Consider the following 12,591-nt stretch of genomic DNA (forward strand, 5'->3'; position numbering starts at 1 on the left):
TTGGTTCACCGACCCGGCCCAGCCAGCCGCCGAAGCGTCGCCGCACAATCCGTAGGTCCGTCATGGACCGTTCCATGCGTGACCAGTCACGATGCCCGCCCCGGTGAGCCGGCGACGCACGGATCGGACTGGGGTCCGGTGGCCTGACGGTGGCCAAGGACACCATGCCAAAGTGGGCCCGTAACCGAGCTCCCGGCCGCGTCAGGGCCCTGACCTGCAGAAACACAGTGGGCCCCGTGGGACTCGAACCCACAACCTACGGATTAAAAGTCCGCAGCTCTAACCATTGAGCTAGAGGCCCTCGCGCCCGACACCGCCGCCCACCGCGCAGGCGTCGGGACCTGTGCAGTCTAGAGCCCGTGCCGCCCGTCGCTGGATGCGCCCGGCCGGATCCGTTCCGACGGGCCGGCGGTCCCGGCGGGTTCCGGCTGGTGCAACGGCGCTCAGGCCGGGAGCACGTAGACGTACATCAGCAGGAAGTGCAGGAACGCGGCGATCATCACCAGCAGGTGCCACAGCTCGTGGAAGCCGAACACCCCGGGCCAGGGGTTGGGCCGCTCCACGACGAAGACCACGAAGCCGACGCTGTAGACCAGCCCGCCCACCGCCATCAGCGCCAGCGCCCCGAACGGCAGGGTCGTCCCCTCGGCCAGCAGCACGGTGGGGATCCAGCCGAGGGCGATGTAGAGCGTGTTGGTGACCGACTTGGGCAGCTGGCGCCAGACCGAGCGCACGACGATCCCGAGCGCCGCGATCCCCCACACCGTCCCCAGGACCGCCCAGCCGAACGGGGAGCGGAAGAGCACGAGCACGAGCGGGGTGACGGTACCGGCGATGAGCCCGAAGACCGACGTGTAGTCCAGCGTCCGCAGGATCTCGTTGAACCGGGGGCCCCGGTCGAGCCCGTGGTGCAGGGTGCTGCTGACAAAAAGCGTGATGAGAGAGGCGCCGTAGACGCTGAACGAGACGATCTTCCACGGGTCGCCTTCGGCCGAGGCCTGGACCACGAGCAGCGCCGTGCCGAGCGCGGCCAGGCAGGCACCCACCAGGTGCGAGAGCGTGTTGAACCGCTCGTCGGTGACGTGGACGCTGCCGTCCCGGCTGCGGTGGGGTGCATCCATCGTCCGATCCTAGAGGCCGGGCGGAGGTATGCCGTGCGCGTGCGGCTCGGCCCTGCCGGGCCCCCGCCGCCGTCCCTGACCCGGCCGACCGCACCCGGTCGCACCCACCCTCAGCGGTAGTCCAGCCAGCGCACCGCCTCGGTCGTCGCCGAGGACACCGCGACCGGCCCGCCGGCCACGCGGACCGTGGGGGCCTCCAGGCGCAGCAGCGCACCGGCGGCCGCCGAGGTCAGGGCGTCCGGCCGGGTCAGGACCAGCGGGACCCCCTTCGCGGCCGCGGCGGGAGCGGCGGCCAGGGCGTCCGGGAAGTCGGTGCCGCTGGCCAGCCACGCTGACGGGCCGGTCACCGGGTAGAGCCTGGCCAGGCGGGCGGCCACCTCGTACCGGTTGGCGCCGTCGATGCGCACCACGGTGGTCGCCAGCGCGCGCAGCTGGGTCTCGACGGGCGCGCCGACCGCCGCGGGGCCGCCCACCAGGACGATCCGGCTGGGGGAGAGGCGCTCGATGGCCGCCGCCGTGTCGGCCGGCAGGCCGTCGGGGCGGGTCAGCAGCACCGGCGAGTCGGTCGCGCCGGCCCGCGAGGCCGCCGACAGGGCGTCCGGGAAGGCCACGCCGCTGGCCACGAACACCGTGTGCACGTCGGCCGGGTAGGTCGAGGCCACCCTGGCCGCCACGGCATACCGGTCCTTGCCGTCCATCCGCTCGACCGGCAGCCCGAGCGCGCGCACCTGGTCGGCGACGGTCTCGGACACGGCGACCGTGCCGCCCAGGACGACCACCCGGGCGGGCGCCAGCGTCCGCAGGGCGGACGCGGTCACGCTGGGCAGCCCGTCCGCCCGGGTCAGGAGCACCGGCACGCCCTGCTTGCCGGCGAGCGCACCGCCGGAGAGAGCGTCGGGGAAGGCCTGGCCCGAGGCGAGGTAGACGACGGGCCGGCCCGCGGCGAAGGTGTCGAGCGCGACGTCGGCCGCCGTGGCGTAGCGGTTGGGACCGCTGTGCCGCACGACCGCCGGCCCGGCCGAGGCCGGGTCCTCGGTGATCGTCACGGTGCTGCCGCGGGAGTCGCCGTTGCGCGCCCGCAGGGTCACCGTGTGCGCTGCGGTGTCGCTGCCGGGGTAGGTGAAGGAGAAGGCCCCGTCGGCCGCGACCGCAGGGCTGGTGACGAGGGAGCCGTCGACGCGCACGTCCATCACCGTCCCCGGCGCGACCGAGTCGCCGGACTGCCGGGTGAGCCGGCCCGACACCGTCTGACCCGTGCTCCACCGGGCCCGCCCGGTGAGGGCGTCCGCGTAGCGGGCGGAGGGCAGGCTCGCCCGACCCAGCCAGAACGCCACCTCGGCACCGGGCCGCCAGTCGTCCAGGTCGGTGACGAGGGAGGCGGTCGCGTAGGGGGAGCCGTCGGCGTAGGAGTCGTAGGAGGAGGTGATGCCGACCGCCTTGTGGCCCGAGACCCACGGCCCGCCGGAGTCGCCGGGGACCACCCGGGTGTCGGCGAAGAGGGACCACACCCAGCGCTTGGGGCGGTTGATGTCGCCGGAGCCGTCCCCGATCCACTGCCAGCCGACGCTGCGCACCCGCGTGCAGGTCCAGCCGGTGCGCCGTCCGCTCTTGCAGACCGGCATGCCCACCACCGGTGCCGCCTGACCGGTCACGGTGACCGTCGAGGCGTAGGTGGTCACGCTGGCCGGATAGCTGTGCCCGGCGACCACGTCGACGGTGGCCAGGTCCGTTCCCCAGCTCTCCCAGGCCGACCCCGGCGCCCCGAACTGCCACCAGTCGACGGTGCCGAGCGTGCTGCCGCCGATCGAGACGCTGCCGCCCCCGGCGTAGGGACAGTGCCCCGCGGAGATGCCGCGTCCGTCGCCGTTGTACCACCCGTTGAACCCCCACGAGCAGATCACCGAGCCGAACTCCACGCCGGCTCCGCCCCGCACCGTGGCAGCCGGGGTGGTGGGGCCGGTCGTGGCGACGGTCTCGACGCCCGGGTGCTGGGCGGCCCACTGCGTGGGGGAGAGGAGCGGGCCGACCGCGTCGGTCCGGCCGCGCTCGACCACCTCGTCGGGGTCGATCACGCGCACCTCGTAGCCGGTGGCGGTGTAGGCCAGCCCGGTCAGCCCCTCGGGCCCGACCTGGCTCAGGTAGCTCTCGCGCAGCTCCTCCAGGTCGGCGAAGGAGGCGGTGGCCTCCTCGGTGCCCGAGCCGTCCGTCCCGATCGACCCGTTCCCGCCGCGGACGACGACCTCGCCCCTGCGCAGCACCCCCACGGCCAGCCCGCCCGCGTCGGCGACGAGGGGGGCCGCCTGCTCGGCGAGCGCACCCGCCTCGACGAACTGCTCCATCGTCAGCCCCAGGTCGCCCGCCAGGGCCTCCTCGATGCTCCGGCCCTCGGCACCGACCTCGGCGTCCGCCCCGGGCTCCGCCGCCGTGGGCTCCGGATCATGTCCGGCCGGGTGGACGACCGCCTCCGGCGAGGTGGGGTATGCCGCGTGCGCGGCGGGGTCCGGCGTGGCACCGACCGCGATCGCGGCCGCGGCGACGACGGCGATCAGCGCGGACACGGGGCGGGTCCTGGTCATCGGTGCCTCCCTGGGCGATGACGGTGGGTCGAGGAGCACCCTAGACCTGCAGGCCACCCGTGTCAGGCCCTGTGCCAGAGTGTCCTCCCATGACCGAGAACCCCTCCTCCACGCTCACGACCACCGAGCGCTCGCTCGTGGAGGTCAACGGCATCGAGGTGATCGACGAGGCCGAGCGCACCGCCAAGCCGTCGGACCTGTTCTGGCCGTGGTTCGCGGCCAACGTGTCGGTGTTCGGCATGAGCTACGCGGCCTTCGTCTACGGTTTCGGGATCTCCTTCGCCCAGGCGGTCGTCGTCGCCGTCGTGGGAGTGGTGCTGTCGTTCTTCTTCTGCGGGGTCATCGCCATCGCCGGCAAGCGTGGCTCCGCCCCGACGATGGTGCTCTCCCGGGCCGCCTTCGGCGTCGACGGACAGAAGGTGCCCGGCGTGGTCTCCTGGCTGGTCTCGATCGGGTGGGAGACGTTCCTGGCCATTCTGGCGGTGCTGGCCACCGCGACGGTCTTCCGCGAGCTCGGCTGGGCCAGCGGCACCGCCACCAAGGTGATCGCGACGCTGGTCGTCACCGCTCTCATCGTCCTCGCCTCCGTCGCCGGCTACCACACGATCATGCGGCTGCAGTCGGTCCTGACCTGGCTCACGGGGGCCATCACGATCGTCTACATCGCGATGACCTTCCACCTCGTCGACATGTCCACCGTGACGCTGCGGGAGAGCGGGTCGACCGAGTCCGTCATCGGTGCCCTCGTGATGGTGATGACCGGCTTCGGCCTGGGGTGGATCAACATCGCCGCCGACTGGTCGCGCTACCAGAAGCGGACCGCCTCCGGCGCCTCGATCGTCTTCTGGAACACCCTCGGCGGTGCCCTTCCGGTCGTGCTGCTCGTCGGTTACGGACTGCTGCTCGTCGGGTCGAGGCCGGACCTCGAGGAGGGGATCGCGAACGACCCCATCGGCACGCTCGCGACGATCCTGCCGACCTGGTTCCTCGTGCCCTTCCTCCTCGCCGCGGTCCTGGCGCTGGTCAGCGGCGCGGTCCTGGGCATCTACTCCTCCGGGCTGACGCTCCTCTCGCTGGGCGTCAACATCCCCCGCCCGGCCGCCGCGGGCCTCGACGGGCTCATCCTCACCGCCGGCACGATCTGGGTGGTCTTCTTCGCGGAGAGCTTCCTGGCCCCGTTCCAGAGCTTCCTCATCACCCTCGGCGTCCCGCTCGCCGCGTGGGCCGGCATCCTCATGGCCGACATCGCGCTGCGCCGCCGCGACTACGACGAGCGCGCGCTGTTCGACGCGGCCGGTCGCTACGGCGCCTGGGACTGGACCTCGGTCGGCACGATGGTCGTCGCCTCGGTCGTCGGCTGGGGGCTGGTGATCAACCTCTTCGCCGACGCCGCCTCGTGGAACAACTGGCAGGGCTACCTGCTCGGCCCGCTCGGCCTGGGTGGCAAGGAGGGGACCTGGGCCTTCGCCAACGTGGGTGTGCTCGTCGCCCTGGCGCTGGGCTTCCTCGTGACGTATGCCGCCCGCCGCGCCACCGTGCGCCGCCAGGAGGCCGGGCCGGTCCGGGTGGAGGAGCCGGTGGTCGCCCCGTGAGCACCGCCCCCGGTCAGGACGGTCCGTGGCTGGTCGTCGTCGACGCCCAGCGCATCTTCGCCGACCCCGCCTCGGACTGGGGGGCTCCCCGCTTCGCCGAGACCCTGAAGCCGCTGCGCGGGCTGGTCGCCGAGCACGCCGGACGGACCGTGGTCACCCGGTGGGTGCCGCCGGTGACCAAGCAGGGCTCGTGGGTGCCCTACTTCGAGCAGTTCGCCTTCGCCGACCGGCCCGCCGACGACCCGATCTTCGACCTCGTGCCCGAGGTGGCCGCGCTCGGGGTCGAGCACCTGGTGAGCGCCCCCACGTTCGGCAAGTGGGGTCCGGCGCTGGCCGGGATCACCGGGCAGCTGGCCCACCTCGTGCTGGGCGGGGTCTCCACCGACTGCTGCGTGCTCTCGACCGCGCTGGCGGCCGCGGACGCCGGGTGCACCGTCGAGGTCGTCGCTCAGGCGTGCGCGGGGTCCAGCGACGAGGCGCACGAGCGGGCGCTGGCGGCGATGGCGCTCTACGCCCCGCAGATCACCGTTCGCTGAGGGGGACCGCCACCGGTCGTCCGGCGCCGCGGTCTCGGCCGCGGCGCACCGCCCCGGCACGGGTCAGCGCCGCTGCAGCACCTCCAGCAGCGCCAGGCCGTAGGCCTCCTCGGCGTCCTCGTGGACGAAGGTCCGCGGCTCGCCGTCGAGGAGCGCGACCACGGCATACCCCTCCTTGGTCAGGCCCAGGCCGACGAAGTCGTGCCCGAGGACGGCGCGCAGCTGGTCCTCCCGCGGGAGCCACACCGTCTCCTCGAGGGCGACGGAGTCCAGCGCCCACTCGGCGACGCCGTTGAACCCGATGACGCTGCCGCCGACGAACTCGTGGACCTCGACCGTCATGTCGGCCAGGTGGAAGACGTCGTGCGCCACGCCGGGACGGTCCACGGCGAACCGGTCCCCGGGCAGCGGGGACCAGACCATCCCGGTGTCGAGGAGTCGTCGGGCCAGGTCCACGGAGATCATCCGCCCAGTCTGGCAACCGAGGCTGGGAGGTCCCCCCTGGTGGTGGGTCGTGCGCAGGTGCCGGTCCGTCCCGTGGACGCAGGACGCCCCGCCGGGGACGTCGACGGGGTCGACGTCCCTGCGGGGCGTGCGGGTGCGAGCGGGTCTGCTCAGACCTCGCTGCGGGCTGCGGGCCGGACGGCGCGGGCGGCCTCGGAGCCGACGGCACGCAGGCCGAGACCACCGAGGATCATGGCCAGGCCGGTACCCATCGCCATCAGGGCGACGCCGAAGGAGACGACCGAGGTGAACAGCGAGGCGCGCAGGAACGAGGCGTTCATCGCGACGTCGCGCAGGGGGTCCTCGCGCTCGAGCTCGGCGTAGGTCTTGCCGTCGGTGCTCTCCAGGGCGTGCTTGTCGATGATCATCGCCTGGGAGTAGGCCGAGAAGGGGCCGTCGACGTGGTCGCCGGCCAGGAAGTCGGCGTCCTCGGCCACGGTGACGTTGGCCCGGCTCAACTCCTGGCTGACCATGACGTAGGTCGCTCCGCCGGCGATGATGAAGATGAGTCCGAGGATCATGAGGAGGGTCCCCATGGTGCGGCTGGTACGCATGTGTGGTGCCTTTCATTCAGTGAAATACCAGCCTAGGCCCTTCCGGGACCTGTTTTACTACATTTAGTCGTAATCTGGTGTGACCTTGGGCACGCCCCGTGCCCGACAATGGGAGGGATGACTGCCGACCCCGCCCCCGAGGCCTCCGTCCCCGAGGCCACCACCGCCGCGTCCACCCTCGTGGACCGGCTGCCCTCCGGGCCGTTCGACCCGGACGCCACCTACGAGGTGTTCGAGGCGTGGGCCGCCGAGCGGGGCACCCCGCTCTACCCCCACCAGGAGGAGGCCGTCCTGCACCTGCTCGGCGGGGCCAACGTCGTCCTGTCCACGCCGACCGGCAGCGGGAAGTCGCTCGTGGCCACGGCCGCGGCGCTGCAGGCGCTGGCCGACGACCGGGTCACCTTCTACACGGCCCCGATCAAGGCGCTGGTCAGCGAGAAGTTCTTCGACCTGTGCCGCGTCCTGGGCGCCGAGAACGTCGGCATGCTCACCGGGGACGCCTCGGTCAACGCGGACGCCCCGGTCGTGGTCTGCACCGCCGAGGTGCTGGCCAACATCGCCCTGCGCGAGGGGGAGGGCGCCGACGTCGGCATGGTCGTCATGGACGAGTTCCACTTCTACGCCGAGCCGGACCGGGGCTGGGCCTGGCAGGTGCCCCTGCTGACGCTGCCGCACGCGCAGTTCCTGCTCATGTCGGGCACGCTCGGCGACATGAGCAGGATCAGCGAGGACCTGACGCGACGCACCGGCCGCGAGACCGCCCTGGTGACCGGCGTGGACCGCCCGGTGCCGCTGCACTTCAGCTGGGCGATGACGCACGTCCCGGAGACGATCACCGACCTGCTCCAGGAGCGCAAGGCACCCGTCTACGTCGTGCACTTCACCCAGAAGGACGCGCTGGAGCGGGCCCAGTCCCTGATGTCGGTCCAGCTGCTGACCAAGGAGGAGAAGGAGTCGGTCCGCGAGGCCATCGGCGCGTTCCGGTTCACCGCCGGCTTCGGGCGCACCCTGTCCAAGCTGGTCCGGCACGGCATCGGCGTGCACCACGCGGGCATGCTGCCCCGCTACCGCCGGCTCGTGGAGCAGCTGGCCCAGGACGGGCTGCTGAAGGTCATCTGCGGCACCGACACCCTGGGGGTGGGGATCAACGTGCCGATCCGGACGGTGCTGTTCACCGGGCTGGCCAAGTACGACGGCACCCGGTCGCGCATCCTGCGCACCCGCGAGTTCCACCAGATCGCCGGGCGCGCCGGGCGCGCGGGCTTCGACACCGCCGGGTATGTCGTGGTGCAGGCGCCCGAGCACGTGGTCGAGAACGCCCGGGCGGTGGCCAAGGCCGGTGACGACCCCAAGAAGCAGCGCAAGATCCAGAAGAAGAAGCCCCCGGAGGGCTCGGTGTCCTGGACCGAGGAGACCTTCACCAAGCTGGTGGACGGACAGCCCGAGGCGCTGGGGTCCCGGCTCAAGGTCGACCACTCCGTCATCCTCAACACCGTCGCCCGCTCCGGGGACCCGGTGCGCAACCTGGCGACCCTGCTGCGGGACAACCACGAGGAGCCGCGGGCCCAGGCCCGCCTGGCCCGCAAGGCCGTCGTCCTGGGCCGCTCCATGCTGGACAGCGGCGTGCTGGTGCGCCGGGAGGCGCCGGGGGCCGACGGTCGGACCGTCGACCTGGCCCCCGGGGTGCAGGAGAACTTCGCCCTCAACCAGCCGCTCGCCCCCTTCGCCCTCGCCTCGCTCGAGCTCTTCGACCGGGAGTCCCCGACCTACGCCCTCGACGTGCTCTCGGTCGTGGAGTCGGTGCTCGACGACCCGATGCCGGTCCTCGTGGCCCAGCGCTACAAGGCCCGCGGCGAGGCCGTCGCCCGGATGAAGGCCGACGGGCTGGAGTACGACGAGCGGATGGCCGAGCTGGAGGAGGTCACCTGGCCGCGCCCGCTCGCCGAGCTGCTCGAGGGGACCCTGGCGATCTACCGGCAGACCCAGCCGTGGGTGCGCGAGGACGCCCTGTCGCCCAAGGGGGTCGTGCGGGACATGTGGGAGCGGGCGATGAGCTTCACCGAGTTCGTCGGCTTCTACCAGCTCACCCGCAGCGAGGGCGTGCTCCTGCGCTACCTCACCGACGCCTACCGCACGCTGCGCCAGACGGTGCCGGAGACGGCATACACCCCCGAGCTCGACGACGTCGTGCAGTGGCTGGGGGAGACCATCCGCCAGACCGACTCCTCCCTCCTGGAGGAGTGGGAGGCACTCACCGACCCCGAGGCCGTGGCCGCCGCGGCGGCCCGGGCGGCCTCCGGGGACCCGACACCGCCGAGCCGGCCGATCACGAGCAACGAGCGGGCGTTCCGGGTGATGGTGCGCAACGCCCTGTGGCGGCGGGTCGAGCTCGTCGCGGCCGATGCGTGGGAGGCGCTCGGCGACCTGGAGGCGCAGGTGGCCGCGCTGCCGGACCCGCCGGTGGAGCCGCTTCTGAGCCGCGCCGCCTGGGACGACGCGCTGGAGGCGTACTACGACGACCACGACCACGTCGTCCTCGACGCCGACGCCCGCGGGCCGCAGATGCTGCTCGTCGAGCCGCTGGCCGGGGAGCACGCCGGGATCACGGACGGTCGGCCAGGACGGGTGTGGCGCGTGGTGCAGACGCTGCTGGACCCCGACGGGGACAAGGACTGGGTGGTCGAGGCCGAGTGCGACCTGGACGCCTCGGACCTGGTCGGCGAGCCCGTCCTGCTGGCCACCGCCATGCGCCGGCTCGGGGGCTGAGCCGTGGCAGCCACCCTGCACGTGCAGGGGTTCGGGGCGGCCCACGGCGCCCGGCAGCTCTTCGCCGACCTGACCCTGACGGTGGCCCCCGGCGACGTGTGGGGACTGGTGGGGGCCAACGGCGCCGGGAAGTCGACCCTGCTCGCGGCGCTGGCCGGCCGGCCGGGGACCGCGGAGACCACCGGGCGGGCCGTGCTGTCCCCGCCGCACGCCACGGTCGGCCATCTCGACCAGGAGCCGGAGCGCCGGCCGGGTGAGGACGTCCTGGCCTTCCTGCACCGTCGGACCGGGGTCGCCGGGGCGGCCGCCGCCATGGAGGCCGCCGCCGAGGCGATGGCCTCGGTGCAGGACCCCACGCTCTCGCGCGGCGGCGCTCCGAGCCTGGCCGACGCCTACTCCGCGGCGCTCGACCGGTGGCTGGCGCTCGGGGGTGGTGACCTGGACGACCGGGTGCCGCCCGCGGCCGCCGACCTGGGCCTGCGGGTCCCCCTCGACGCCCCGATGACGACCCTGTCCGGGGGAGAGGCTGCCCGGGTCGGGCTGCTCGCCCTGCTCCTGCAGCGCTACGATGTGGTGCTGCTCGACGAGCCGACCAACGACCTGGACCTGGCCGGGCTGGAGCGGCTCGAGCAGGTGGTGCGCGGGTCGCGGGCACCGATGGTCGTCGTCAGCCACGACCGGGAGTTCCTCGCGCGCTGCGTCACCGGCGTCGTCGAGCTGGACCTGGCCCAGCAGCGGGTGACGGTCTACGACGGTGGTTACGAGTCCTTCCTCGCCGAGCGGGAGCGGGCCCGGCGGCGGGCGCGGGATGACTACGAGGAGTACGCCGACACGCTCGGCGCGCTCAAGGACCGTGCGCAGACGCAGAAGCAGTGGACCGACAAGGGCGTGCGCAACGCCCGCCGGAAGGCCCGCGACAACGACAAGAACCTCGTCGCCCGCGCGGTGTCGCGCTCGGAGAAGCAGGCCGCCAAGGTGAGCCAGTCCGAGCGGGCCATCGAGCGGCTGGAGGTCGTGGAGGAGCCGCGCAAGGAGTGGCGGCTGCAGATGTCGGTCGCCCCCGCCGCGCGCTCCGGCGCCGTGGTGGCCACCCTCGACGCCGCCGTGGTGCGGCGCGGGCCGTTCACGCTCGGTCCGGTGACGGCGCAGGTCGACGCGGGGGACCGGATCGTCGTCACCGGGGCGAACGGCTCGGGCAAGACCACCCTGCTGTCCCTGCTGCTGGGTCGGGTGGAGCCGGACGCGGGGCGGGCCACTCCGGGCGCCTCGGTCGCGGTCGGCGAGGTCGACCAGGCGCGGTCGCTCTTCGACGGGCCGGACCTGCTGCCCCGCACGTTCGGCCGGCTCGTGCCCGACTGGTCCGAGGCCGACGTGCGGACGCTGCTGGCCAAGTTCGGGCTCGGGGGCGAGCACTCCCGCCGCCCGGCGTCCTCGCTGTCGCCGGGGGAGCGCACCCGGGCGGCCCTGGCGCTCCTGCAGGCGCGCGGGGTGAACCTGCTGGTGCTCGACGAGCCGACCAACCACCTGGACCTGCCGGCGATCGAGCAGCTGGAGCAGGCGGTGGACTCCTTCGGCGGCACCCTGCTGCTGGTGACGCACGACCGGCGGATGCTCGAGCAGGTGCGGGCCACCCGCCGCTGGCACCTGGACCAGGGCCGGCTCACCGAGCTCTGAGCGCTACAGGACGCCGGCCAGGTAGTCCATGACGCTGGTGCGTACCGGCATCAGGTAGACGTGGTGGTCGCGCTCGCGGGCGAAGTCGATCGCCTGCCGGGCGAAACGGCGCTGCCACCGCAGGGTCGGCTCGAAGTCGGTCGGGAAGGCCACGAGGTTGCGACGCCGCCAGTATCCGACCGCCCCTTGGCTGGTCACGGTCGTGGCGCCCCACCACACCGGCAGGTCCCGGGGCAGGATGCGCGCCCAGGCCCCCATCAGCCCGACGTCGAAGAAGGGCTGGGTGAACACGCCCGTCGCCCCGGCCGACAGCTTGCGCTCCAGGTAGCGCATCTCCTGGGCGATCCCCTGCCGGTAGGGATCCAGCCCCGCGTAGATGCGCAGGTGGGGCAGCTCGGCCCGGATCCGGCGGATCACGTCGACCGCGTCGACCGGGTAGGTGTGGTGGGTGAAGTAGTCGGCGTCGTCACCGGAGACCACGAGCACCTCCTCGGCACCCTGGTCGGCGAGGGAGCGTGCCATGGCCAGCGGGGCCTCGGGGTCGACGTCCGCCGCCCTCAGGTGCGGGATCGCGCGGTATGCCGTGCCGTCGGGGCGGCGCGCGGACTCACGGGCGAGTGCGGTCGCCTGCCAGCTGCGCAGGTCGAACTTCACCAGGTCGGGCACGTTGACCGTGTCCGCCCAGGGAAGGTGCTCGGCGACCTGCGCCATCTCGGTCCTGATCGACTCCTCCGTGCGCGGGACGAGCTCGACGGAGATGCGGGACTGGGTGGCGGTCATCGTGGTCAGTCTTCCAACCCGCCGGGCGGGTCGAGAAATCGCGGTCCGCTCCGACGGTCCTGCGTCGGGGGGGCCTCGAGACCGTGCGACCTGCGGGCGAGGATTCCGCTGCGTCAGGGTCGGAGGATCTCCAGCACCTCGTCCAGCTTCGTCTCCACCGACTCCAGCTGCTGGGTGTGGGCGCTGACGGTGGTGGTGATCGTCTCCAGCTGCTGGGTGTGGGCGCTGACGGTGGTGGTGATCGTCTCCAGCTGCTGGGTGTGGGCGCCGACGGTGGTGGAGATCTCGTCGAGCCTGGTGGTGTGCCTCGTCTGGGTGACCTGGATCGTGCCCAGCAGCTCGTAGATCGCGGTGACGTCGTTCTCGAGCCGGCCCACCCGGTGCTCGAGGTTCGAGGAGGTCATGTCTGCCACTGTACGCATCGTGACGGGACGTCAGCGGGCCGCGGACGGTCGCCTGTGGACGACGACGCCCCCGCCGGCGGACCG

General features: G+C 73.0%; 10 protein-coding genes and 1 tRNA gene. 4 read left to right on the forward strand and 7 right to left on the reverse strand.

Annotation, left to right across the window (positions count from 1 at the left end; all coding sequences use genetic code 11):
* Nucleotides 1–228: 228 nt before the first annotated feature.
* From ACWHYA_RS07345 to ACWHYA_RS07355, 3 genes are all read right to left on the reverse strand, one after another.
* Nucleotides 229–301, reverse strand: a tRNA-Lys gene (locus tag ACWHYA_RS07345).
* Between the two features lie 142 nt (nucleotides 302–443).
* The gene (gene trhA / locus ACWHYA_RS07350; protein ID WP_425943300.1) at nucleotides 444–1,121 is read right to left on the reverse strand and encodes a PAQR family membrane homeostasis protein TrhA; all 678 of its coding nucleotides are present in this window, start codon (nucleotides 1,119–1,121) and stop codon (nucleotides 444–446) included.
* Nucleotides 1,122–1,231: 110 nt separating this feature from the next.
* Nucleotides 1,232–3,697 carry a cell wall-binding repeat-containing protein gene (locus tag ACWHYA_RS07355; protein ID WP_425943299.1) on the reverse strand — a complete coding sequence of 822 codons (2,466 nt, stop codon included), beginning with the start codon at nucleotides 3,695–3,697 and terminating at the stop codon, nucleotides 1,232–1,234.
* A gap of 89 nt (nucleotides 3,698–3,786) precedes the next feature.
* Here ACWHYA_RS07355 and ACWHYA_RS07360 point away from each other — a divergent pair, with 89 nt between their 5' ends.
* Nucleotides 3,787–5,289 carry a purine-cytosine permease family protein gene (locus ACWHYA_RS07360; RefSeq protein ID WP_425943298.1) on the forward strand — a complete coding sequence of 501 codons (1,503 nt, stop codon included), beginning with the start codon at nucleotides 3,787–3,789 and terminating at the stop codon, nucleotides 5,287–5,289.
* Complete coding sequence (locus tag ACWHYA_RS07365) at nucleotides 5,286–5,825, forward strand: cysteine hydrolase family protein (RefSeq protein ID WP_425943297.1); 540 nt, start codon at nucleotides 5,286–5,288, stop codon at nucleotides 5,823–5,825. Before ACWHYA_RS07360 ends, ACWHYA_RS07365 begins: the two co-directional genes overlap by 4 nt.
* A 63-nt stretch (nucleotides 5,826–5,888) precedes the next feature.
* Here the strand turns inward: ACWHYA_RS07365 and ACWHYA_RS07370 are convergent, their stop codons facing one another.
* Nucleotides 5,889–6,290, reverse strand: a complete 402-nt coding sequence (locus tag ACWHYA_RS07370; protein ID WP_425943296.1) for a pilus assembly protein CpaE — start codon at nucleotides 6,288–6,290, stop codon at nucleotides 5,889–5,891.
* 149 nt (nucleotides 6,291–6,439) lie between these two features.
* Complete coding sequence (locus tag ACWHYA_RS07375) at nucleotides 6,440–6,883, reverse strand: aromatic ring-opening dioxygenase LigA (protein WP_425943295.1); 444 nt, start codon at nucleotides 6,881–6,883, stop codon at nucleotides 6,440–6,442.
* 117 nt (nucleotides 6,884–7,000) lie between these two features.
* Between ACWHYA_RS07375 and ACWHYA_RS07380 the strand changes: the two genes are divergently transcribed.
* Nucleotides 7,001–9,649, forward strand: a complete 2,649-nt coding sequence (locus ACWHYA_RS07380; protein WP_425943294.1) for a DEAD/DEAH box helicase — start codon at nucleotides 7,001–7,003, stop codon at nucleotides 9,647–9,649.
* Between the two features lie 3 nt (nucleotides 9,650–9,652).
* Nucleotides 9,653–11,323 carry an ABC-F family ATP-binding cassette domain-containing protein gene (locus ACWHYA_RS07385; protein WP_425943293.1) on the forward strand — a complete coding sequence of 557 codons (1,671 nt, stop codon included), beginning with the start codon at nucleotides 9,653–9,655 and terminating at the stop codon, nucleotides 11,321–11,323.
* 3 nt (nucleotides 11,324–11,326) lie between these two features.
* Here the strand turns inward: ACWHYA_RS07385 and ACWHYA_RS07390 are convergent, their stop codons facing one another.
* Complete coding sequence (locus ACWHYA_RS07390) at nucleotides 11,327–12,103, reverse strand: methylenetetrahydrofolate reductase (RefSeq protein WP_425943292.1); 777 nt, start codon at nucleotides 12,101–12,103, stop codon at nucleotides 11,327–11,329.
* 113 nt (nucleotides 12,104–12,216) lie between these two features.
* Nucleotides 12,217–12,507, reverse strand: coding sequence for a hypothetical protein (locus ACWHYA_RS07395; protein ID WP_425943291.1), 291 nt, complete (start codon nucleotides 12,505–12,507; stop codon nucleotides 12,217–12,219).
* Between the last annotated feature and the right edge of the window lie 84 nt (nucleotides 12,508–12,591).

This window comes from Ornithinimicrobium carbonis (assembly GCF_977012275.1).

Excerpts from the sequence above, each read along its gene's own strand:
- trhA (WP_425943300.1), bottom strand. The coding sequence starts at position 1,121 with ATGGATGCACCCCACCGCAGCCGGGACGGCAGCGTCCACGTCACCGAC.
- ACWHYA_RS07355 (WP_425943299.1), bottom strand. The coding sequence starts at position 3,697 with ATGACCAGGACCCGCCCCGTGTCCGCGCTGATCGCCGTCGTCGCCGCG.
- ACWHYA_RS07360 (WP_425943298.1), top strand. The coding sequence starts at position 3,787 with ATGACCGAGAACCCCTCCTCCACGCTCACGACCACCGAGCGCTCGCTC.
- ACWHYA_RS07370 (WP_425943296.1), bottom strand. The coding sequence starts at position 6,290 with ATGATCTCCGTGGACCTGGCCCGACGACTCCTCGACACCGGGATGGTC.
- ACWHYA_RS07375 (WP_425943295.1), bottom strand. The coding sequence starts at position 6,883 with ATGCGTACCAGCCGCACCATGGGGACCCTCCTCATGATCCTCGGACTC.
- ACWHYA_RS07380 (WP_425943294.1), top strand. The coding sequence starts at position 7,001 with ATGACTGCCGACCCCGCCCCCGAGGCCTCCGTCCCCGAGGCCACCACC.
- ACWHYA_RS07390 (WP_425943292.1), bottom strand. The coding sequence starts at position 12,103 with ATGACCGCCACCCAGTCCCGCATCTCCGTCGAGCTCGTCCCGCGCACG.
- ACWHYA_RS07395 (WP_425943291.1), bottom strand. The coding sequence starts at position 12,507 with ATGACCTCCTCGAACCTCGAGCACCGGGTGGGCCGGCTCGAGAACGAC.